Below are 20777 nucleotides of genomic sequence, written 5' to 3'. Positions count from 1 at the left end.
ACGATCTCAGTCTGCGCGGATGCCGCGTTCGCGGATCAGCTTGCCCCATTTGTCGGTTTCAGCGGCGAGGTGCTTGCCCAGTTGCGCGGGCGTGCTGCCGATCGGCTCGGCGCCGATGCCGGCCAGGCGGGTACGCACCGACGGCTTGGCCAGCGCGTCCACCATGGCCTGGTTCAGCCGCGCGACCACGGCGGGCGGCGTCTTGGCCGGCACGAAGGCGGCGAACCACGGCGACAGGTCATAGCCCTTCACGCCGGCTTCGGCCAGGGTCGGCACGTTCGGCAGCGTCGACGAGCGCTTGGCGGTGGTCACGGCGATCGGCGTGAGCTTGCCGGAATCGATATGCGGCTTGGCCGAGGTGATGCTGTCGAACATGTAGTCGACCTGGCCGCCCAGCAGGTCCGTCATGGCCGGGCCGCTGCCCTTGTAAGGCACATGCAGCATCTTGACCCCGGTCAGCGAGGTAAACAACTCGCCGGCGAGATGGATCGAGGTGCCGTTGCCGGCCGAGGCATAGGTGTACTTGTCCGGCGTGGCGCGCGCGGCGGCGATCAGGTCGGGGACCGTGGCGGGCAGCTTCTTGGCCTTGCTGGTGACCAGTACATTGGGCACCACCGCCAGCAGCGACACCGGCGCGAAGTCCTTCACCGGGTCATAGTTCAGCCGGCCGTACAGGGCGGGGTTCACCGCCATGCCGTTGGCCACGATGATCAGCGTGTAGCCATCCGCGGGCGAGCGCGCCACCAGCTCGGCGCCGATATTGCCGCCTGCGCCGGGGCGGTTTTCCACCACGATGGCCTGGCCCATCGACTTCGACATTTCCTCGCCCAGCGTGCGGGCGATATTGTCCATGGCGCCGCCGGCGGGGAATGGCACGACCCAGCGGATGGGGTGATCGGGATAGGCGTCGGCGTGTGCGGACGGCAGCACGGCCAGGGTGGCCAGCGCGCAGGCGCAGGCGGCCCAGGCGCGCAGGAAAGGCAAGCGCATCAAAGTCTCCTCCAGTTGGTTTCGGAGTTGGAGTTGGACCGCGGCCATCGCGGGCCGCGGCGTTATTTCTTGATTACTTGATCGACGACGGGTGCCGCGCCAGCGGCGTGACATGGATCTCCATGTACGGGAACAGCGGCAGGCCGGACAACATCGTGTGCAGCTCGTCGTTGGACTCGGCATCGAAGATGCTGTAGTTGGCGTACTCGCCCACCACACGCCAGATATGCGGCCATTTGCCCTGGCGCTGCAGGTCCTGCGAGTACGCCTTCTCGCGCGCCTTGATCTCGTCTGCCTGCGTGGCAGGCATGTCGGCCGGAATCCTTACGTCCATTCTCACCAGAAACAGCATGCTTTTATTCCTTGGGTCTGTGTTTGCTCATGGGTGGCGGCAGGTGCGCCTCAGGCGGCACGGCGGTAATGCGCCAGCTTATCCTCGTCCAGCGTCAGGCCCAGCCCCGGCCCCACCGGCAGGTGCAAGGCAAAGTCGCGGTACTCGGGACGCGCCGTCACCACATCATCCTTGAGCAGCAGCGGGCCGAACAGCTCGGTGCCCCAGGCCAGCCGCGGCAGCGTGGAAAAACCGTGGGCGGCGGCGATGGTGCCCACGCTGCCCTCCAGCATGGTGCCGCCATACAGCGCGATGCCGGCGGCGTCGCCAACCGCCGCGGTGCGCAGCATCTCGAAGATGCCGCCCGACTTGGAGATCTTCAGCGCGAACACGTCCGCGCCGGCGATGCGCGCCAGTTCCATCGCGTCCTCGGGGCCGCACACGGACTCGTCGGCCATCACCGGCACGACGAAGCGCGCCGCCAGCCGGGCCAGCGCGGGGCGCTGCTCGCGCGGCACCGGCTGCTCGACCAGGTCGATGCCGGCGGCTTCCAGCATGGCGATGCCGGTGGCGGCGTCGGCCTCGTTCCAGGCCTGGTTGACATCCACCGTAACGCGGGCGCGGTCGCCCAGCGCGCGCTTGATGGCCGACACGTGGGCCACGTCGTCGCGTACGGAGCGGCGGCCGATCTTGAGCTTGAAGGTGTTGTGGCGGCGGGCCTCGAGCAGCGACTCGGCCTCTTCGATGTCGCGGCCGGTATCGCCGCTGGCCAGGGTCCACAGGCAGGCCAGGTTCGGCCGCACCGCGCCGCCCAGCAGTTCGGACAGCGGCAGGCCCAGGCGCTTGCCCTGCGCGTCGAGCAGCGCGGACTCCAGCGCCGACTTGGCAAAGCGGTTGCCGCGCGCCACCGCGGCCAGGCGCTGCATGGCCGCGTGGATATTGGACGCATCGAGGCCGGCCAGCGCGGGCGCCAGATAGGTATCGATGGTCAGCTTGATGCCCTCGGGGCTTTCGTCGCCGTAGCTCAGGCCGCCGATGGTGGTGGCTTCGCCAATGCCCTCGACGCCATCGCTGCAGCGCAGCCGCACGATCACCAGGGTCTGGCGCTGCATGGTGGTCATGGCGAGCTGGTGCGCCCGGATGGTGGGCAGGTCGACCAGGATGGCTTCGACGGAGGTGACGGTTGCTTTCATGCTGTATGTCTGCCAAGTATGGAATACGCTGGGATGCAGTATGTGGCTTGACATTCAGGGTGTCCAAGACCGAGTATGTCCCGATCAATACCTTTAAAGTATGGAGGGGCAGGCGCCATGGAGCTTCGTCACCTGCGCTATTTCCAGGCTGTCGCGGCCGAACTCAACTTCACCCGCGCCGCCGAACGCCTGCATATCGCCCAGCCGCCGCTGTCGCGCCAGATCCGCCAGCTGGAGGACGAAATCGGCACGGTGCTGCTGGACCGCACCGCGCGCGCCGTGCGGCTGACCGAGGCCGGACGCTTCCTGCTGGAGCAGTCGCTGCAGTTGAACCAGCGTATCGACGAGATCGTGGAAGGCACGCGGCGCATCGGCCGCAACGAGAAGCGCTGGTTCGGCATCGGGTTCGTGCCGTCKGTGCTGTACGGTTTCCTGCCGGAGCTGATCCGCCAGGTGCGCGGCTCCGACACCGCGCTTGAGGTCGGCCTGTCCGAGCTGACCACGGTGCAGCAGATGGAAGCGCTCAAGGCCGGCCGCATCGATATCGGCTTTGGCCGCATCGTGCTGGACGACCCGGCCATTACCCGCACGGTGGTGATGGCCGAGCCGCTGATGGCCGCCGTGCCCAGCGGCCACGCCGCGCTGAAGGGTCCGCCCATGACGCCGGCGCAACTGGCGGCGCACCCCTTCGTGCTCTATCCGGCGCGGCCCCGGCCCAGTTACGCCGATCATGTGCTGGCGCTGTTCCGCACCCAGGGCCTGCAACCGCGCGTGGCCCAGGAGGCCAACGAACTACAGACCGCCATCGGCCTCGTGGCCGCCGGGCTCGGGATCTGCCTGGTGCCGGCATCCGTGCAGCGCCTGCATCGCGACGACGTGGCCTACATGCCGATTGATGCACCCGGCTTTACGTCCCCGGTGATGATGAGCTATCGCAGCGACGACCGCTCGGCACTGCTGGCCGAAGTGGTGAAACGGGTGGGCGAGCTGGCGCGCACGCCGCCACGGGACTGATTTCCGCCCCGGCGGCGAGATGAATAACGTCCGGCACCCCACAAACGGGTGATGCGGGCCGCGCGATCGGTTTGTACAGTGCACGCACAAAAAAAGAGACGGGGAAATCGTGCCACCGATGCAATCAGGGTCACTATCGGGCCATGCCGCCGGGCCACGGCCGGGCGGCCTGTTCATGGCTCTCCTTCAAGCCTGCGGCGACACGCTGCGCAAAGCCTGGGGCGGCACGCAATGTGAGGTAGCGCTCACCGCGCGCGAGCCGGGCACCTCGCCGGGCAGCGCCCCCGGCCAGCCACAAACCGGTGCCTTGCGCCTCCAGCTCCGCTACGCGGATACGCCGCTGACGCCCGGCGCCACCCGCGTCACGGCCACCGCCGCGGTGCTGCAATGCGACGGCACCGACATCACCGCCAGCCTCGCGCCGTCCGCATGGACCTGGCGCCAGGCCTCGGGCCTGTCGATGGGGGCCGGCTATGGCGCCGTCTCGGTCGATACCGAGGGCCAGGTACGTTCGGCGAGCGTATGCCCGCAAGGCCGCAGCTTGTCGCTCTCCGGCACCAGCCGCTCAGCCTGCCACGATATGGCCTCGGGGGTGGAAGTCAGCGTGCTGCTCGGCAACGGCGAGCGCCTGGTCCAGCATTTCCAGCCGGGGTTGGCCGGGCTTGAGTAAGGACTTAAGGACTTAAGAACTTAAGGACGTAAAGACGTAAAGACGGAAGGGCTGGGCAGCGCGGCGCAAGCGTGATCGGTCCGCCGCGGAATCAGCCCTTCAGGTACATGTTCAGCCGCTTGGCCGCGTTGCGCAGGTGGGTTTCAGCCGCCTCCGCCGCCCGCTCCGGATCGCCCGCCGCGATCGCGTCGTAGATGGTCTTGTGCTCGTCCTGCACGGCCTCGACCATGTCCGCGTGATGGCTCTTGGTATTGCTCCTCGCCTGCCGGATCACGCGCCGCGCGCCATGCTCCAGGTGTTCGCTCAGCGCCTGGAAATGCGGGTTGTGGGTGGCCTCCACAATGGCCTGGTGAAAGGCGAAGTCCTCTTCGTCCCCCAGCCGGTCGTTGGCGATCTCGTACTCCATGCCGATCAGCGCCCGCCGGATCCGCTTGAGATCTTCCGGCGTGCGGCGCATGGCCGCGAACCTGGTGGCCGCCACTTCAATCGTCACCAGCAGTTCCATCACCATCGCCAGCGAGTCTTTCTCGTCGATGGCCACATCCTGCATGCGAAACGCCTGCCGCTGGCTGCGCTCGGTCACGAACACGCCGCTGCCCGCCTTGGGTGCAACCAGACCCTCCGACTTGAGCTGCGACAGCGCTTCGCGGACCACCGCGCGGCTGACCGAAAACTGCTCGCATAGCACGCGCTCGCTGGGCAGGCGGTCGCCCACGGCGAACTCGCCGGTCTGGATCGCCTGGATCAGCCGCCTTGCGATCTCGTCCGGCAGGTGTTTTGGCTCGGGATGGAACATGGTTCCCTCCGGGCGCTGGGTGGACGGYGGCGCCGCGGCACCGGGCATGGTCTTGTTCACTACTGGCTCCCTGGCGCCAGCCGGCATCTGGCTGGCGCTCGATCTTGAATTGGTCTTACAGGTCAATGTAGCACGACTCAACTCGTCTGGAACGTGCGAAATGCACCAGCACCAGACCGTAGCAGCGCCTGCTATGTGCCAGAAAGCCAATCCCTGCAAGGGAAGATGACCCACGCTCCGATGCGTGGATAGCCGTCCGATCCGGTCCTCAGTAGAAACCCTCATGGCGGGCATGTCGCCGTTGACGGCTGTCGTCCATCTCCCTATAGTAAACCTGTCAGACCACTTTACACACAGGTCAGACCACTATGACGGGCCAGTTTCAGCGCCCGCCAGATGATCCCAACAAAGCTAGGAGACACCCATGAGCGGTAGCCGCATTCCCCGTCCTTTGTTCGCAGCCGCGGCATTCTCGGTGCTGGCTGGCACGGCATCGGCGGCGCCGGTAAAGATTGCGCTGGTCGAGACACTGTCCGGCCCGCAGGCATCGACCGGCCTGATGTTCCGCGCGGCGGCGCGCTATGCGATCGACAAGATCAATGCCACCGGCGGCTGGAATGGCGAGCCGCTCCAACTGGTGGAGTACGACAACCAGGGCGGCCCGGCGGGCGCGGCGGACAAGCTGAAGGCGGCCGTGGCCGATGGCGCCCAGATCGTCATGCAGGGTTCGTCGTCGGCCGTGTCCGGCCAGATCACCGAGGACGTGCGCAAGTTCAACCTGCGCAATCCGGGCAAGGAAATCCTGTTCATGAACGTCGGCGGCGAGGCCATGGAGCTGACCGGCGAGAAGTGCCACTTCTACCATTTCAAGTTCGCCACCAACGCACAGATCCGCGTCAAGGCGCTGGTCGGCGCGATGAAGCCGCTCAACGCCCTCGGCACCCGCGTCTATTCGATCGACCAGAACTACTCCTGGGGCATCGATATGGAAAAGGCCACCGGCGACTACGCCAGCGCGGGCGGTTACACGGTCGTGGAAAAGACCCTGCACGACGTCAACAAGGTCCAGGACTTCTCGCCGTACGTGGCCAAGATCGCCGCCGCCAAGGCGGACAGCGTGATCACCGGCAACTGGTCGAACGACCTGCTGCTGCTGATGAAGGCCAGCAAGGCGGCAGGCCTGAAGACGCGCTTCGCTACGGTGTTCCTCGACCAGCCGGGCAATATCGGCAACGCCGCCGATGTGGCGCTCGGCCACTATGTCGCCCACCCCTTTAACGCCGAAGCGGGCGGCGCGGAGAGTGAGCGCTTCGCTAACGACTTCAAGGCCAGGCAGGGCCATATGCCGGCCTACATCGAGCCGCAGACGGTATTCGCGGTGGAGATGCTGGGCGAGGCGCTGAAGACGGTGAAGCCGGAAGGCGGCAAGCTCAACACCAGCACGCTGGCCAGGGCGCTCGAAAACGCCAAGATCAAGACCCCGATGGGCGAGATGAGCATGCGCGCCGCCGATCACCAGGTGCTGCTGCCCATGGTGGTGTCCGTCGTCGCCAAGGACGCGAAGTTCAAGGTCGACGGCACCGACATGGGCTTCAAGCCGGTCAAGACGTTCTCCGCCACTGAAGCCGCCACGCCGGCCCAGGCCAGCTGCAAGATGCCGCGCGCCGTCTGACTCCCCCTGCCATTGCCATAGCAAGACCTGCCAGCTCAGCGCCGCCCGGCGCGGCACTGGCAAGCGCGGCCGTTCACTCCGGCGGCCGCGCGCCATATGGCCGCACAGGCTCGTTCCAAGGAAGCCTTCATGGAATACCTCATCGTCTCACTGCTTAACGGCGCCATCTACGGCTTGCTGCTGTTCATGGTGTCGGCAGGCCTGACCCTCATCTTCGGCATGATGGGTGTGCTCAATTTTGCCCATGCGTCGTTCTACATGCTGGGCGCTTACTTTGCCTACACGCTGCAGGGCGCAATCGGCTTCTGGCCGGCCATCGTGGTTTCACCGATCCTGGTCGGACTGGTCGGGGTGGCGGTGGAGCGCTTCTTCCTGCGCCGCGTCCATCACCACGGCCACGCGCACGAGCTGCTGCTGACCTTCGGCCTGTCTTTCATCATTGCCGAGCTGATCAAGCTGTTCTTCGGCAACTTCCCGGTGGATTACCGCATCCCGGCATCGCTGGACTTCGCGGCCTTCCAGCTGGGGGTTTCCTCCTATCCCTTCTACCGCGTGTTCATGGGCGGCATCGCCGTGGCCATGTTCGCCGTGATCTACCTCCTGCTCACTTACACCCGGGTCGGCATCGTGGTGCGCTCCGCCATCTACAAGCCGCGCATGGCCGAGGCGCTGGGCCACAACGTGCCGCTGGTCTTCATGGGCGTGTTCGGCATCGGCGCGGCGCTGGCCGGCCTGGCCGGCGCGGTGGCGGGCGCGTTCTACACCACCAACCCGAACATGGCGCTCGAACTCGGCGTGATGGTCTTCGTGGTGGTGGTGGTGGGCGGCCTGGGCTCGCTGGAGGGCGCCATGCTCGCCTCGCTGATGATCGGCCTGATCACGGCGTTCTCGGTCGGCATCGACCGCAGCCTCGCCGACCTGCTGGCCCTGTTCGGCGCGGGCGCCTGGGCCGGGGAAGCGGGCGGGCTGCTGACCCTGAAGCTGTCCAGCCTGGCCGGGACCATCCCGTTCGCGCTGATGCTGCTGATTTTGCTGGTTCGCCCGTCAGGGCTGATGGGCGAGAAGGAGTAACCATGACCAATGTCTCCAACACGCAGAAGACCCTGCTGCTGCTCGGCACAGGCGCACTGCTGGCGCTGCCGCTGGTGCTGTCGCAATCGCTGGTCAACGCATCGATCCAGATGCTGATCGCCGTGCTGTTCGCCGCCTCGTTCAACCTGCTGAGCGGCCAGGGCGGCATGCTGTCGTTCGGCCATGCGGCGTACTTCGGCATCGGTTCCTTCGCCACCGTGCATGCGATGAACGCCTTCGGCGGCAACGGCCTGCTGCCCACGCCGCTGCTGCCGCTGGCAGGCGGCGCCCTGGGCCTCGTCGCCGGCCTGGCCGCCGGCTGGTTCGCCACCAAGCGCACCGGCGTCTACTTCGCCATGATCACGCTGGCGCTGGCCGAACTGCTGCACTCGCTGGCGCCGCACCTGAAGGGCTGGTTCGGCGGCGAGGCGGGCCTGTCCACCATGCGCATGCCGGCATGGGGCCTTACCTTCGGCGACAGCAACCAGGTCTACTACCTGACGTTATTCTGGGTGCTGCTGTCGCTGGCGCTGCTGTATCTGTTCACCCTGACCCCGGTGGGCCGCCTGACGCTGGGCCTGCGCGAGAACGCCAACCGCCTGCGTTTCCTCGGCTACGACACGCACCGCCTCGGCGTGCTGGTGTTCGCCGTCTCGGCCATGTTCGCCGGCATCGCGGGCGCGCTGCAGGCGCTCAACATGGAAGCGGCCAACTACGTGGTGTTCGAGTCCTCGGCCTCCGCGGCGGTGGTGCTCAACAGCTATATCGGCGGCGTGAAGCTCTTTCTCGGCCCGGCGCTGGGCGCGGCGGTGATGACCTTTTTCGGCTATGCGGTCTCCGACCTGACGCGCTCATGGCTGCTGTACCAGGGCATCGTGTTCGTGCTGGTGATGATGTTCATGCCGACGGGCCTGGCCGGGCTGATCAAGTCCTTCGCCGCGCACGGCAAGACCTATGGCCTGCGCCCGTTGCTGCCGATCGCGCTGGTCTTCATCATCGGCACGTTGCTGCTCACGGTCGGCACCGTGTTCACGGTGGAGATGCTGCAGCGCTTCTTCTCGCAAGACTACCGCTCCATGGCCGCCCTGAATGGCGGCGGCTGGCCCGCGATCCCGCTGTTCGGCCGCGAGTGGGATCCCGTCTCGCCGCTGACCTGGCTGGTGCCCGCGGCGCTGCTGGCGGCCGGCATCGCGACGGTGCGCCTGGCCAACGGCCGCTGGCTGCGCCTGAAGGACGCCGCCCCCGCCGCCGAAGCCGTTGCCCACGCCGCCACCAACGTCCAGAGGAACCCGGCATGAACACGCAAGCGATTCTCTCCCTGCGCGGGCTGCGCAAATCCTTTGGCGACGTCGACATCATCCGCGGCGTGGACCTCGATCTCGTCAGCGGCGAACGGCACGCGCTGATCGGACCGAACGGCGCAGGCAAATCCACGCTGTTCCACCTGATCTCCGGCCGCCTGCCGCTGACCAAAGGCGAGATCGTGCTCAACGGCGAGCCCATCCAGGGCCTGACGCCGCAGCAGATCAACCATCGCGGCCTGGCGCGCTCGTTCCAGATCACCAATATCTTCGCTGGCCTGACCGTCTTCGAAAACCTGCGCCTCGCCGTGATGCGGCGCCACGGCCTGCAATACACGCTGTGGAAGTTCGCCCACAAGCTGCGCGCCGTGCGCGAAGAAACCCGGCACCTGCTCGAACAGGTCCGGCTGGCCGAACGCGCGCAGGCCATCGCCGGCGAGTTGTCGTATTCGGAGCAACGTTCGCTGGAGATCGCCATGACGCTGGCCTCGGACCCGAAGGTCATCATGCTCGACGAGCCGATGGCGGGCATGTCGCAGGAAGAAACCGACTATACCGCCGGCCTGATCCGCGAGATCGCGCAGGGCCGCACGCTGATGATCGTGGAGCACGACATGGACGTGGTGTTCTCGCTCAGCGACCGCATCAGCGTGCTGGTCTACGGCGAGATCGTCGCCACCGGCACGCCCGACGAGATCCGCAACAACGCACGCGTCAAGGAAGCCTATCTGGGCGAGGAGGTCACCGTATGAGCGCACCGTCCATGCCATCCGCCGACCCGCTGCTCAGCGTACAGGGCCTGCACGCGCACTACGGCAAGAGCCACATCCTGCACGGCGTGGATTTCCACGTGGGGAACGCCGAAGTGGTGAGCCTGCTGGGCCGCAACGGCTCGGGCCGCTCCACCACGCTGAAAGCCATCATGGGCCTGGTCCCGCCGAGTGCGGGCCACGTCAGGCTGCGCGGCCGCGATCTCGCCGGCGCGCAATCCTATGCGATCTGCCGGCGCGGCATTGCCTACGTGCCGGAGGAGCGCGAGGTCTTCGCCAACCTCACGGTCGAAGAAAACCTGCGCATGGGCGAACAGCGCGCCACCGAAGGCGCGCCGAAATGGACCTTCGAGCAGATGTTCGACTACTTCCCGCGCCTGAAGGAACGCCGCAATACCAAGGCCGGCAGCCTCTCCGGCGGCGAGCAGCAGATGCTGACCATGTGCCGCTCGCTGCTGGGCAACCCGCTGGTGATCCTGATCGACGAGCCCACCGAAGGCCTCGCGCCCAAGATCGTGACGGTGGTCGGCGAGGCCATCCAGGACATTCACCGCCGGGGCGTATCGGTGGTGCTGGTGGAGCAGAAGCTCGCCATCGCGCTGAAGGTATCGAGCCGTGTCTGCGTGATGGGCCATGGGCGCATCGTCTTCGAGGGCACGCCCGGACAACTCACTTCCAATACCCAACTTCTGAAGGACTGGTTAGCCGTATGAGCACTTCCCTGCCAATTGGATACCCGAACGCGCAACCCTTCGCGCGCGCCAGCTACCCCGGCCTGGCCGGCAAGGTCGTGCTCAACACCGGCGGCGCCAGCGGCATCGGCCGCGCGATGGCGCACGGCTTTGCCCGGCACGGCGCGCGGCTGATGCTGCTGGACCTGGACGCGGAAGGACTCGCCAGCGCCAGGGCGGAACTGGAAGCGGCCTACCCGGAAGCGCAGGTCGAAGTCGTGAAGGCTTCGATCACCGATCCAGACGCCGTGGAGCAGGCCTGCGCCGCCACCGAAGCCCGCTTCGGCCGCATCGATATCCTGCTCAACAACGCCGGCATCTCGATGAACAAGCCATCGCTGGAACTGACGCCCGAAGACTGGCGCCGCGCCATCGATATCGACCTCTCCGGCGTGTTCTTCTGCACGCAGGCGGCGGCGCGCCGCATGGTGCGCCAGGGCGGCGGCTCCATTCTCAGCACGGCATCGATGTGGGGCCTGGCCTCGTCGGCCCGGCGTCTGGCCTACTGCGCGGCCAAGGCGGGCGTGGTCTCGCTGACCAAGTCGCTGGCGGCGGAATGGGCTGAGTACAACATCCGCGTCAACGCGGTCTGCCCGGGCTACACCAGCACCGCGCTGATGGAAACGCTGCTGGCCAGCAAGGCCATCGACGGCGAGGCCTTGCTGGCGCGCACGCCGCTGCGGCGCTTCGGCGCGCCGGAGGAGATGGCGGAAGTCGCGCTCTTCCTGGCATCGGACTCGGCCGCGTTCATCACCGGCCATGCGCTGGTCTCCGACGGCGGCTGGACCGCCGACGGCTTCTGAGCGCGCTGTTCCCAACACGATTGAAAACACCATCGACCGGTAATCAAGGATCCTCGAATGTCTGAACGTAGCGCCCTGCGCCCCGCCGCCGAATGGGTGGAACTGCGCACCACCGATGAAGACTGGGCCAAGGCCGACCCCGCCCTGCTCGGCACGCTGCTGAGCCACCTGCACCTGATCCGCGGCTTCGAGGAAGCCGTGCTCGAACTCGCCGCCGAAGGCCTGGTCCACGGGCCCGCGCACTCCAGCATCGGGCAGGAAGGCGGCGCCGCCGGCTCCATCGTGCCGCTGACCGGCGCCGACCAGATCAACGGCTCGCACCGCGGACACCATCAATTCATCTCCAAGGCGCTGGGCTACCTCGCGCCCAACGGCATCGACCCGCGCGCGCCGCTGCCGGCGGATGTGCAAACGCTGCTGCAACGCACGCTCGCGGAAATCCTCGGGCTGGCGCAAGGCTACTGCAAGGGCCGTGGCGGTTCGATGCACTTGCAGTGGGCCGAAGCCGGCGCGCTGGGCACCAATGCCATCGTTGGCGGCGGCGTGCCGATGGCCGCGGGCGCGGCGTGGTCGCACCGGCATGCGGGCACCGACGCCGTGGCCATCACCTACTTCGGCGATGGCGCGGTCAATATCGGCTCGGTGCTGGAGACCATGAACCTGGCGGCCGCGTGGAAGCTGCCGCTGTGCTTCTTTATCGAGAACAACCGCTACGCCGTCTCCACCACGGTGGAGGAGTCCACCGCCGAGCCGCGCCTGTCCGCGCGCGGCATGGGCTTCAATATCCCGAGCTGGAAAGTCGACGGCATGGACCCGCTGGCGGTCTACCTCGCCACGCAGGAAGCGCTGGCGCACATGCGCGCCGGCAAGGGCCCCACGGTCATCGAAGCCGATCTCTACCGCTTCTTCCACCAGAACGGCCCTTTCCCCGGCAGCGCCTTCGGCTACCGCACCAAGGAAGAAGAACAGCAATGGCGCGCGCGCGATCCGCTCGAACTGATGGCGCGCCGCATGCAGGAACGCGGCCTCATCAGCGCCGGCGAGATCGCCGCGCTGCGCGAACGCATCAAGCAAGGCATGCGCGATGCCATGGCGGCACTGACCGAGGCCGATCCTTCCGGCAAGCCTGGCAAGCGCCGCATCCGTCCCGAACTGTGGCCGAGCCCGGATTTCCGCGACGTGGGCGTCCGTGGCGACCTGAGCGAGCTGGAAGGCCTGCGCTGCGAGGACGAAGCCGCCTTCCCGGGCAAGCTGGACAAGCGCAAGTTCATCGATGTGGTGGCGGACGTCATGCACCGCCGCATGGAGACCGACCCGTCGGTGGTGGTGATGGGCGAGGAYGTGCACCGCCTCAAGGGYGGCACCAACGGCGCCACGCGYGGCCTGCGCGACAGCTTCCCGGACCGCGTGCTGGGCACGCCGATCAGCGAGAACGCATTCGTCGGCCTCGGCGGCGGGCTGGCGCTGGATGGCCGCTACAAGCCCGTGGTTGAGTTCATGTACCCGGACTTCATGTGGGTGGCGGCCGACCAGGTCTTCAACCAGATCGGCAAGGCGCGCCATATGTTCGGCGGCGAGAGCGATGTGCCGCTGGTGCTGCGCACCAAGGTGGCGATGGGCACGGGCTACGGCTCGCAGCACTCGATGGACCCGGCCGGCATCTTCGCCACCAACCCGGGCTGGCGCATCGTGGCGCCTTCCACGCCGTTCGACTATGTGGGCCTGATGAACACGGCGCTGGCGTGCAAGGACCCTGTGCTGGTGATCGAGCACGTGGACCTGTACAACGCATCGGGCGTGGGGCCGGTGGACGACTTCGACTACCACCTGCCGGTGGGCAAGGCGGCGGTGCGCCGCAATGGCAGCGACGTCACCGTCATCACCTACCTGTCGATGGTCGGCCATTCGCTCGAAGCGGTGGAGCAGACCGGCATCGACGCCGAGGTGATCGACCTGCGCTGGCTGGACCGCGCCAGCCTGGACTGGGACACCATCGGGCAGAGCATCAGGAAGACCAACAATGTGCTGATCGCGGAGCAAGGCGCGCGCGGCACTTCCTACGGCGGCTGGCTGGCCGACGAGATCCAGCGCCGCTACTTCGACTGGCTGGACCAGCCGGTGCAGCGCGTGACCGGGGCGGAAGCCGCGCCGAGCATTTCCAAGGTGCTGGAGCGTGCCGCTGCCGCCCGCACCGAGGAAGTGGTGGAAGGCCTGCGGCAAGTGATGCGCGACAAAGGCGCGGCGTAAGCCCGGTGCCTGCCCGGCAAGCCAATTGAACGAATCCAAGGAAACCCAAGGAATTCCAATGACCCTGAACATGATTGCTCCCCTGGAGGTCGGCATCGCCGTGCGCGACCTGCCGCGCATGCGCCGCTTCTATGAGCAGGTGCTGGGCTTCACCTTCGTGAGCGAAGTTGCCGTGCCCGCGGCCAACGCCGCGCAGGCCGCGATGCATGCCGGCGGTTACACCGCCGTGCGCCTGCAGACGAACCATGGCGAGCGCATCAAGCTGCTGGCCCCGGTGCAAGCGCCGGCAGCCGAGCCGGCTCCCCAATACATCCTCGACAAAGCCAACGCCACCTACCTCACGTTTATCGTGGACGACATCCAGGCCGCGGTCGACAGGCTGATCGCCGCCGGCGTGGCGTTCCTGACCGGCCCGCAGCGCATTGAAGTGCGCCCCGGCACTTACCTCGCGTTCTGCCGCGACCCCGAAGGCAACGTGCTCGAGATCGTGCAGTACGCGGATATCGCGGCTTATCGCCCCGACCTGCAATCGCCGAGGAATGCCTGACATGGCCACCCTGCTACGCATGCCCGAGGTGGCGGCCAATGCCACCCAGGCCACGCTGCAAGCGTGGACCAAGAACGAAGGCGATACGATTGCCGTGGGCGACTGCATCGCCGAGATCGAAACCGACAAGGCCGTGGTCGAACTCAATGCCGACTCGGCCGGCGTGCTCGGTCGCCGCCTGGTGGCGGCGGGCCAGGACGTGGAAGTGGGCGCGCCGATCGGCGTGCTGCTGGTCAATGGCGAAACCAGCGTGGATATCGATGCGCTGATCGCGGCGGCGGGTGGTGGCGCGCAAGCACCGGAAGCCGTGGCGGCATCCGCTGGGCAAGCCGTTGCTGCTGCCACGACTGCCGCCCCGCAAGCCGCGCGCATCTTCGCCAGCCCCCTCGCCCGCCGCCTGGCTGCGCAGCGCGGACTGGACCTGGCGGCATTGCGCGGCAGCGGCCCCAATGGCCGCATCGTCAAGCGCGATATCGAGCAGGCCGCCGCGATTCCTGCCGCTGCCGGCGCACCTTCCACCGTGCGCCCGGCCGCACCGCAGGCCCAGGTCAGCGAAGCGTTCACCGAAGTCCCGCACAGCAATATGCGCCGCACCATTGCGCGCCGCCTGAGCGAGAGCAAGTCCACCATCCCGCATTTCTACCTCACGGCGGATTGCCGCATGGAGCGGCTGCTGGCGCTGCGCGCGGAGATCAATGCCAACGCGCCGCGCAAGATCTCGGTCAACGACTTCATCGTGCGCGCCGTGGCGGTCGCCTTGCGCGAGGTCCCGCAGGCCAACGTCGGCTGGACCGACGCGGCCATGCGGCATTACCACCAGGCCGATATCGCCGTGGCGGTGTCCACGGATGCCGGCCTGATCACGCCCATCGTGCGCGCGGCGGACATGAAGCCGCTGTCGCTGATCAGCACCGAGATCGCCGACCTGGCGACGCGCGCGCGCGCGTCGCAACTACGGCCCGAGGAGTACCAGGGCGGCAGCTTCAGCGTGAGCAACCTCGGCATGTTCGGCGTGTCCGGGTTCTCCGCCATCATCAATCCGCCACAGGCCGCCATCCTCGCGGTGGGCGCCACGCAGGCGGTGCCGGTGGTGGAAGACGGCGAACTGAAGGTCGGGCAGGTCATGCGCTGCACGCTTTCGGTGGACCACCGCGCCATCGACGGCGCGCTGGCCGCGAAATGGCTGGCCGCGTTCCAGCGCCTGCTTGAAAACCCCTTGTCGATGCTGATCTGAGGACCATGACGTGGCGAATTCCTCATTTGACCTGATCGTCGTCGGCGGCGGCCCCGGCGGCTATGTGGCGGCGATCCGCGCCGTGCAGCTCGGCATGAAAACCGCGCTGGTCGAGAAAGAGCACCTGGGCGGCGTTTGCCTGAACTGGGGCTGCATTCCCACCAAGGCGCTCCTGCGCTCCGCCGATGTGCTGCGGCTGGTCAGGGACGCGGCGTCCTTTGGCGTGCGCGCAGCCGCGCCTACCGCCGACCTGCCAGCCATGGTGGCCCGCTCCCGCGCGGTTGCCGCGCAGCTCAACAAGGGCGTAGCCCACCTGATGAAGAAGAACGGCGTGACCGTGCTCAACGGCCACGGACGGCTGGCGGGCAAGGGCAAGCTGGAAGTCACCGCGCCGGATGGCAAGACGAGTACCGTGTCGTCCGCCCACATCCTGCTCGCCACCGGCGCGCGCGCGCGCCAGCTGCCCGCGCTGCCGGCGGACGGCCAGACGGTCTGGACCTATCGCGAGGCGCTGGCGCCGCCCGTGGTGCCAAAGCGCATGCTGATCGTCGGTGCCGGTGCCATCGGCATCGAGTTCGCCAGCTTCTATCACGCGGTGGGCACCGAGGTGACGGTGGTCGAGATGGCGGACCGCATCCTGCCGGTGGAGGATGCCGACATCTCCGCGCAGGTGGCGAACAGCCTGAGCCGGGAAGGCATCGTGCTGCATACGGCCGCCAGCATCGGGAGCGCGGAACGCAAGGCGTCCGGCTGGTCCGTCGCACTGCAAGGCGGCAAGTCCGGCGGCGCGAAGATCGAGGCCGATGTCGTGCTGGTGGCGGCAGGCATCGTCGGCAACGTCGAAGACCTCGGGCTGGAGAAGACCGCCGTCAAGGTCGAGAAGACGCATATCGTGACCGATGCGTTCTGCCGCACGGCAGAGCCCGGCGTGTATGCCATCGGCGACGTGGCGGGCCCGCCCTGGCTGGCGCACAAGGCCAGCCACGAAGGCGTGATCTGCGTGGAACAGATCGCCGGGCTGCACCCGCATGCGCTCGATGCAACGCGCATCCCGGCCTGCACGTACAGCCATCCGCAAGTGGCCAGCGTAGGGCTGACCGAGGCGCAGGCCAGGGAACGCGGCCATCAGGTCAAGGTCGGCAAGTTTCCTTTCGTCGGCAACGGCAAGGCCATTGCCATGGGCAGCACCGCGGGCCTGGTGAAAGTCATATTCGACGCAGGCAGCGGCGAACTGCTCGGCGCCCATATGGTGGGCGACGAGGTCACCGAGATGATCCAGGGCTACGCCATCGCGCAGACGCTGGAGACCACCGAAGCCGACCTGATATCCGCCGTCCTGCCGCACCCGACCCTGTCCGAGGCCATGCACGAAGCCGTGCTCGCGGCCTACGGGCGCGCGCTGCATATCTGACCTCCCGGAGACAACATGTACAACTTCGATCAACGCACGCTGCTGCTGACCGGCGCCAATGGCGGCATCGGCCGTGAAACGGCCAGGCTGTTCCTGGCGCACGGCGCCAACCTGGTACTGACGGATCTCGACGAACCCGGCCTGGCTGGCTTTGCGCGCGAACTGGACCCCACCGGCGAGCGCGTCGCCACGCTGCGCATGGACGCCGCCAACCCTGACGATTGCGCCGGCGCCGTGGCGCTGGCGCAGGACCGCTTCGGCGGCATCGACTTCCTGGTGCCGTCGGCCGGCTTGTACCAGGCCCAGCCGGTCGCGCAGATGAGCGATGCGCAATGGCGTCAGACGCTGTCCATCAACCTGGATGGCGTGTTCTATCTTGTGCGCCGCGCCATTCCCGCGCTGCGCGAGAACAGCGCCATCGTCAACCTGACATCGGTGGCTGCGCATCGGGGCGCTTACTACAATGCGCACTATTCGGCCTCCAAGGGCGGGCTGCTCAGCCTTACCCGCAGCCTGGCGCGGGAACTCGGGCCGCGCACCCGCGTCAATGCGGTATCGCCAGGCGTGATCGAAACCCCCATGACCACCGAGCTGATCCAGAAACGCGGCGCCGATTCCGTCGAACAGACACCGCTCAAGCGCCTCGGCCATCCGCGCGAGATCGCCACAGCCATCGGCTTCCTGTGCAGCAACGCGGCCAGCTTTGTTACCGGCGAGGTGCTGCACGTCAATGGCGGGCTGTATATCGCGGGCTGATCCTCCGTCCGGCGGCCAAACAAGATCGCCGGATCCTGCTAACCTGCCGTCAGCGGCGCTGCGCCGAATCCCCCCAACATCGCTACGGAACCGGAACCAGACCATGTTGCAACTCCAAGACCCCTCCCTGCTGCGCCAGCAGTGCTATGTCGACGGCCGCTGGATCGATGCAGAGCGTCATATCGACGTGACCAACCCCGCCACCGGCGAGCGCGTCGGCCAGGTGCCCCTGCTGGGCGCCGGCGAGACACGCCAGGCCATCGAGGCCGCCAACCGCGCCCTGCCGGCCTGGCGCGCGCGTACCGCCAAGGAACGCTCCGCGCTGCTGCGCAAGTGGTTCGAACTGCTGCTGGCGAACCAGGACGACCTGGCCCGCATCATGACCGCCGAGCAAGGCAAGCCCTTTGCCGAAGCGCGCGGCGAGATCGGCTATGCCGCCTCCTTCATCGAGTGGTTCGCCGAGGAAGGCAAACGCGTCTACGGCGAGACCATTCCCGCGCCGGTCAGCAACCAGCGCATCGTCGTCACCAAGGAACCGGTAGGCGTGTGCGCGGCCATCACGCCGTGGAATTTCCCCGCGGCCATGATCACGCGCAAGGCTGGCCCGGCGCTGGCGGCGGGTTGCACGATGGTGGTCAAGCCCGCCTCGCAAACCCCGCTGACCGCGCTGGCGATGGTGGTGCTGGCGGAACGCGCCGGCATCCCCGCGGGCGTGCTGTCGGTCGTCACCGGCTCGGCTTCCGCCATCGGCGGCGAACTCAGCAGCAACCCGCTGGTGCGCAAGCTCACCTTTACCGGCTCGACGGAAGTCGGCCGTACGCTGATGGCGCAGACGGCGTCCACCATCAAGAAGGTCTCGATGGAACTGGGCGGCAACGCGCCCTTTATCGTGTTCGAGGATGCCGACCTGGATGCCGCCGTGGAAGGCGCCATCGTGTCCAAGTACCGCAACGCGGGACAGACCTGCGTCTGCGCCAACCGCCTCTATGTGCACAGCAAGGTCTATGACGCCTTCGCCGAAAAACTGGTCGCGGCGGTGCGCGCGCTGAAGGTGGGCAACGGCATGGAAGACGGCGTGCGCATCGGACCGCTGATCGACGGCAAGGCCGTGACCAAGGTCGAGGAACATATCACCGACGCGATCTCCAAGGGTGCGCGCGTGCTGCAAGGCGGCAAGCGTCACGCGCTGGGGCAATCGTTCTTCGAGCCTACCGTGCTGGCCGACGTGAAGCCCGGCATGCTGGTAGCGCGTGAAGAAACCTTCGGCCCGCTCGCGCCGCTGTTCCGCTTCGAGACCGAGGACGAAGTGGTCGCCATGGCCAACGACACGGAATTCGGCCTGGCGAGCTATTTCTACGCACGCGATCTCGGCCGCGTGTGGCGCGTTTCCGAGCGGCTGGAGTACGGCATGGTGGGCGTCAACACCGGCCTGATCTCGAACGAGGTAGCGCCCTTCGGCGGCGTCAAGCAATCGGGCGTGGGCCGCGAAGGCTCGCATTACGGTATCGAGGACTACCTGGTCATCAAGTACACCTGCATGGCCGGCATCTGAGCCATCGCCGTGCCCGCGGGACGGAGCGCGTCCGTCCCGCCTCCCGCCCCCCTCCCTCCACATTACCCAAGATCCCGCAATGCAGATCGATGGCAATACCCAGATTGTCGGCATCATCGCCGCCCCCATCGCGCACGTGCGCACGCCGCAACTCTTCAATGCCTCGGTAGCCCGCCAGGGCCTGAACGCCGTCTGCGTGCCCTTCCATGTGGATTCGGCGCAATTGCAGGCATTCCTCGCCGGCGCGCCGGCCGCGCAAAACCTGCAAGGCCTGGTCGTCACCATTCCACACAAGGAAAACGTGGTCGCCGCCTGTGGCGAACTGACCGACACCGCCCGCCTGGTCGGCTCCGTCAACGCCATGCGCTTCGACCGCGAGAAAGGCCACTGGACCGGCGGCAATTTCGATGGCGACGGCTTCGTCGCCGGCCTGCGCGAACGCGGCCACAGCCTGTCCGGCAAGCGTGTGCTGCAGCTTGGCGCCGGCGGCGCCGGCAAATCGATGGCCTACGCCATCGCCCGCGAGAACCCCGCCGAACTGGTCATCTACAACCGCTCCGCCGACAAGGCCGAAGAGCTCGCCGCGAGCCTGGGGAAAGCGCTGCCATCTGTCCCGATCCGCAGCGGCGACAACAACCCCTCCGGCTTCGACGTAGTCGTCAACGCCACGGCCCTCGGCCTGCGCGACACCGACCCCACGCCAGTACCCGCGCAACAGCTGAGCGCAGGCACGCTGGTGTGCGAAGCGGTGGTGCGCGACGGTGATACGCCCCTGCTCAAAGCCGCGCGCGAACTAGGTTGCACGGTGCACCACGGGCAGTGGATGCTGTACGGTCAGATCGTGGAAATCTCACGCTTCCTCGGCGTTCCGCTCGCACCGGAGTTTGTCGAACGGATCCTGGGGCCGGCGGACTGAGCGCGGGGAGAGCAAACCAGCGGATGGCAAGCGACCGACGTCGAAATCGTCGGCTGCCACTAAAGGAGAAAACGATGGCACGGGAAGTTCCGCTAACCAAGCCAGGCGAGATCCTGCAACTGGACTGGCTTGAGCCACTTGGGATCAGCCAGTACGCACTCGCCAAGGCAATCGATGTCCCGCCTCGGCGCATCAACCAGATCGTCAAGGGCGAGCGCGCCATCACCGCCGATACGGCCGTCCGGCTCGGCGTGTTCTTCGGCACCGATGCCCAAAGCTGGATGCACCTCCAAACCCACTACGACACCGAGATGGCAAAAGAAAAGATTGGCGCGGAGAAACTGGCAGCGATCAAGGAGCATGCCGTCGCCGCTTAGCGCTTTGCCTCTTCCACGTCATGCGAGCCCACCGGGGGTTCCTGGCGTGGGGAGTACCACCGGCATGCGGCATGCGAGAGTGAACGCCCGCCCTCTCCCGCAGGCGGGAGAGGGGAGCAAACCCGTGGATAGCAGAGGGTAGCGCGCCGGCGGATCCAGCCCCGCGCGAAAGCCCAAACGTTCGAGATCCGAGGACCAAGGCAAGGGCGCTGCCGCCAGATCAACGATTCGGTGTAGCCGTGTTTGCCGCCCGAGGGGCGGCAAACACCGGCCCGCGATGCGAAGCGAGCCGTCAAGGTGTACCAGGCCGTATGGGGCGCCTCGTCGGCAGGCAAAAAGAGCGGAAGAGAGGGACCCATGTTTGAGTATCGCCTTAAGGCGCCTTAAGGCGATGC

Annotated in this window: 20 protein-coding genes; 16 read left to right on the top strand and 4 right to left on the bottom strand. The window is 67.1% G+C overall.

Annotated features, from left to right (window positions below; genetic code table 11):
* Window positions 1-6 precede the first annotated feature (6 nt).
* From AC1DT6_RS30885 to AC1DT6_RS30875, 3 genes are all read right to left on the bottom strand, one after another.
* Window positions 7-990 carry a tripartite tricarboxylate transporter substrate binding protein gene (locus AC1DT6_RS30885; protein WP_441631740.1) on the bottom strand — a complete coding sequence of 328 codons (984 nt, stop codon included), beginning with the start codon at window positions 988-990 and terminating at the stop codon, window positions 7-9.
* Window positions 991-1063: 73 nt separating this feature from the next.
* A complete protein-coding gene (gene catC / locus AC1DT6_RS30880; RefSeq protein WP_035871859.1) occupies window positions 1064-1342 on the bottom strand; it encodes a muconolactone Delta-isomerase in 279 nt (92 codons plus the stop codon).
* Between the two features lie 50 nt (window positions 1343-1392).
* Entirely contained in the window at window positions 1393-2514 is a 1122-nt protein-coding gene (locus AC1DT6_RS30875; protein ID WP_477115185.1) for a muconate/chloromuconate family cycloisomerase, read from the bottom strand.
* 117 nt (window positions 2515-2631) lie between these two features.
* On the opposite strand from AC1DT6_RS30875, the gene AC1DT6_RS30870 reads away from it, so the two are divergent.
* Window positions 2632-3528, top strand: coding sequence for a LysR family transcriptional regulator (locus AC1DT6_RS30870; protein WP_441631743.1), 897 nt, complete (start codon window positions 2632-2634; stop codon window positions 3526-3528).
* 175 nt (window positions 3529-3703) lie between these two features.
* Window positions 3704-4198: a hypothetical protein gene (locus tag AC1DT6_RS30865; protein ID WP_441631745.1), complete on the top strand. Its 495-nt coding sequence runs from the start codon at window positions 3704-3706 to the stop codon at window positions 4196-4198.
* A gap of 91 nt (window positions 4199-4289) precedes the next feature.
* Here AC1DT6_RS30865 and AC1DT6_RS30860 read toward each other — a convergent pair whose 3' ends face one another.
* The gene (locus tag AC1DT6_RS30860) at window positions 4290-4994 is read right to left on the bottom strand and encodes a FadR/GntR family transcriptional regulator (protein WP_276288008.1); all 705 of its coding nucleotides are present in this window, start codon (window positions 4992-4994) and stop codon (window positions 4290-4292) included.
* Between the two features lie 424 nt (window positions 4995-5418).
* Between AC1DT6_RS30860 and AC1DT6_RS30855 the strand changes: the two genes are divergently transcribed.
* From AC1DT6_RS30855 to AC1DT6_RS30790, 14 genes are all read left to right on the top strand, one after another.
* Complete coding sequence (locus AC1DT6_RS30855; protein ID WP_441631747.1) at window positions 5419-6666, top strand: branched-chain amino acid ABC transporter substrate-binding protein; 1248 nt, start codon at window positions 5419-5421, stop codon at window positions 6664-6666.
* A gap of 129 nt (window positions 6667-6795) precedes the next feature.
* Entirely contained in the window at window positions 6796-7737 is a 942-nt protein-coding gene (locus AC1DT6_RS30850) for a branched-chain amino acid ABC transporter permease (RefSeq protein ID WP_441631749.1), read from the top strand.
* A 2-nt stretch (window positions 7738-7739) separates the two neighbouring features.
* The gene (locus AC1DT6_RS30845; protein ID WP_441631751.1) at window positions 7740-9035 is read left to right on the top strand and encodes a branched-chain amino acid ABC transporter permease; all 1296 of its coding nucleotides are present in this window, start codon (window positions 7740-7742) and stop codon (window positions 9033-9035) included.
* Window positions 9032-9790 carry an ABC transporter ATP-binding protein gene (locus AC1DT6_RS30840; RefSeq protein ID WP_441631753.1) on the top strand — a complete coding sequence of 253 codons (759 nt, stop codon included), beginning with the start codon at window positions 9032-9034 and terminating at the stop codon, window positions 9788-9790. Before AC1DT6_RS30845 ends, AC1DT6_RS30840 begins: the two co-directional genes overlap by 4 nt.
* Window positions 9791-9801: 11 nt before the next feature.
* Window positions 9802-10521, top strand: a complete 720-nt coding sequence (locus AC1DT6_RS30835; RefSeq protein WP_441631772.1) for an ABC transporter ATP-binding protein — start codon at window positions 9802-9804, stop codon at window positions 10519-10521.
* On the top strand, window positions 10518-11342 hold the full coding sequence (locus tag AC1DT6_RS30830) for an SDR family NAD(P)-dependent oxidoreductase (protein WP_441631755.1): 825 nt from the start codon (window positions 10518-10520) through the stop codon (window positions 11340-11342). The genes AC1DT6_RS30835 and AC1DT6_RS30830 overlap by 4 nt, the downstream gene beginning before the upstream one ends.
* A 57-nt stretch (window positions 11343-11399) precedes the next feature.
* On the top strand, window positions 11400-13589 hold the full coding sequence (locus AC1DT6_RS30825; protein ID WP_441631757.1) for an alpha-ketoacid dehydrogenase subunit alpha/beta: 2190 nt from the start codon (window positions 11400-11402) through the stop codon (window positions 13587-13589).
* 58 nt (window positions 13590-13647) lie between these two features.
* Window positions 13648-14136 (top strand): VOC family protein, encoded by a 489-nt coding sequence (locus AC1DT6_RS30820; RefSeq protein WP_441631759.1) that lies wholly within the window; start codon window positions 13648-13650, stop codon window positions 14134-14136.
* A 1-nt stretch (window position 14137) separates the two neighbouring features.
* Window positions 14138-15370, top strand: a complete 1233-nt coding sequence (locus AC1DT6_RS30815) for a pyruvate dehydrogenase complex dihydrolipoamide acetyltransferase (RefSeq protein WP_441631761.1) — start codon at window positions 14138-14140, stop codon at window positions 15368-15370.
* Window positions 15371-15380: 10 nt separating this feature from the next.
* Window positions 15381-16781: a dihydrolipoyl dehydrogenase gene (gene lpdA, locus AC1DT6_RS30810; RefSeq protein WP_477103478.1), complete on the top strand. Its 1401-nt coding sequence runs from the start codon at window positions 15381-15383 to the stop codon at window positions 16779-16781.
* A 15-nt stretch (window positions 16782-16796) separates the two neighbouring features.
* Complete coding sequence (locus AC1DT6_RS30805; RefSeq protein WP_441631765.1) at window positions 16797-17537, top strand: SDR family NAD(P)-dependent oxidoreductase; 741 nt, start codon at window positions 16797-16799, stop codon at window positions 17535-17537.
* A gap of 103 nt (window positions 17538-17640) precedes the next feature.
* Window positions 17641-19089, top strand: a complete 1449-nt coding sequence (gabD, locus tag AC1DT6_RS30800) for an NADP-dependent succinate-semialdehyde dehydrogenase (RefSeq protein WP_035871914.1) — start codon at window positions 17641-17643, stop codon at window positions 19087-19089.
* 79 nt (window positions 19090-19168) lie between these two features.
* On the top strand, window positions 19169-20005 hold the full coding sequence (locus AC1DT6_RS30795; protein WP_441631767.1) for a shikimate dehydrogenase family protein: 837 nt from the start codon (window positions 19169-19171) through the stop codon (window positions 20003-20005).
* A 74-nt stretch (window positions 20006-20079) separates the two neighbouring features.
* A complete protein-coding gene (locus AC1DT6_RS30790) occupies window positions 20080-20382 on the top strand; it encodes a HigA family addiction module antitoxin (protein WP_441631769.1) in 303 nt (100 codons plus the stop codon).
* The last annotated feature ends 395 nt before the right edge of the window (window positions 20383-20777 follow it).

The sequence above is a fragment of the Cupriavidus sp. 01L45 genome (assembly GCF_056399885.1).
The sequence above is the reverse complement of the archived record's forward strand: the minus strand, read 5'-3'. Positions and strand labels throughout refer to the sequence as shown.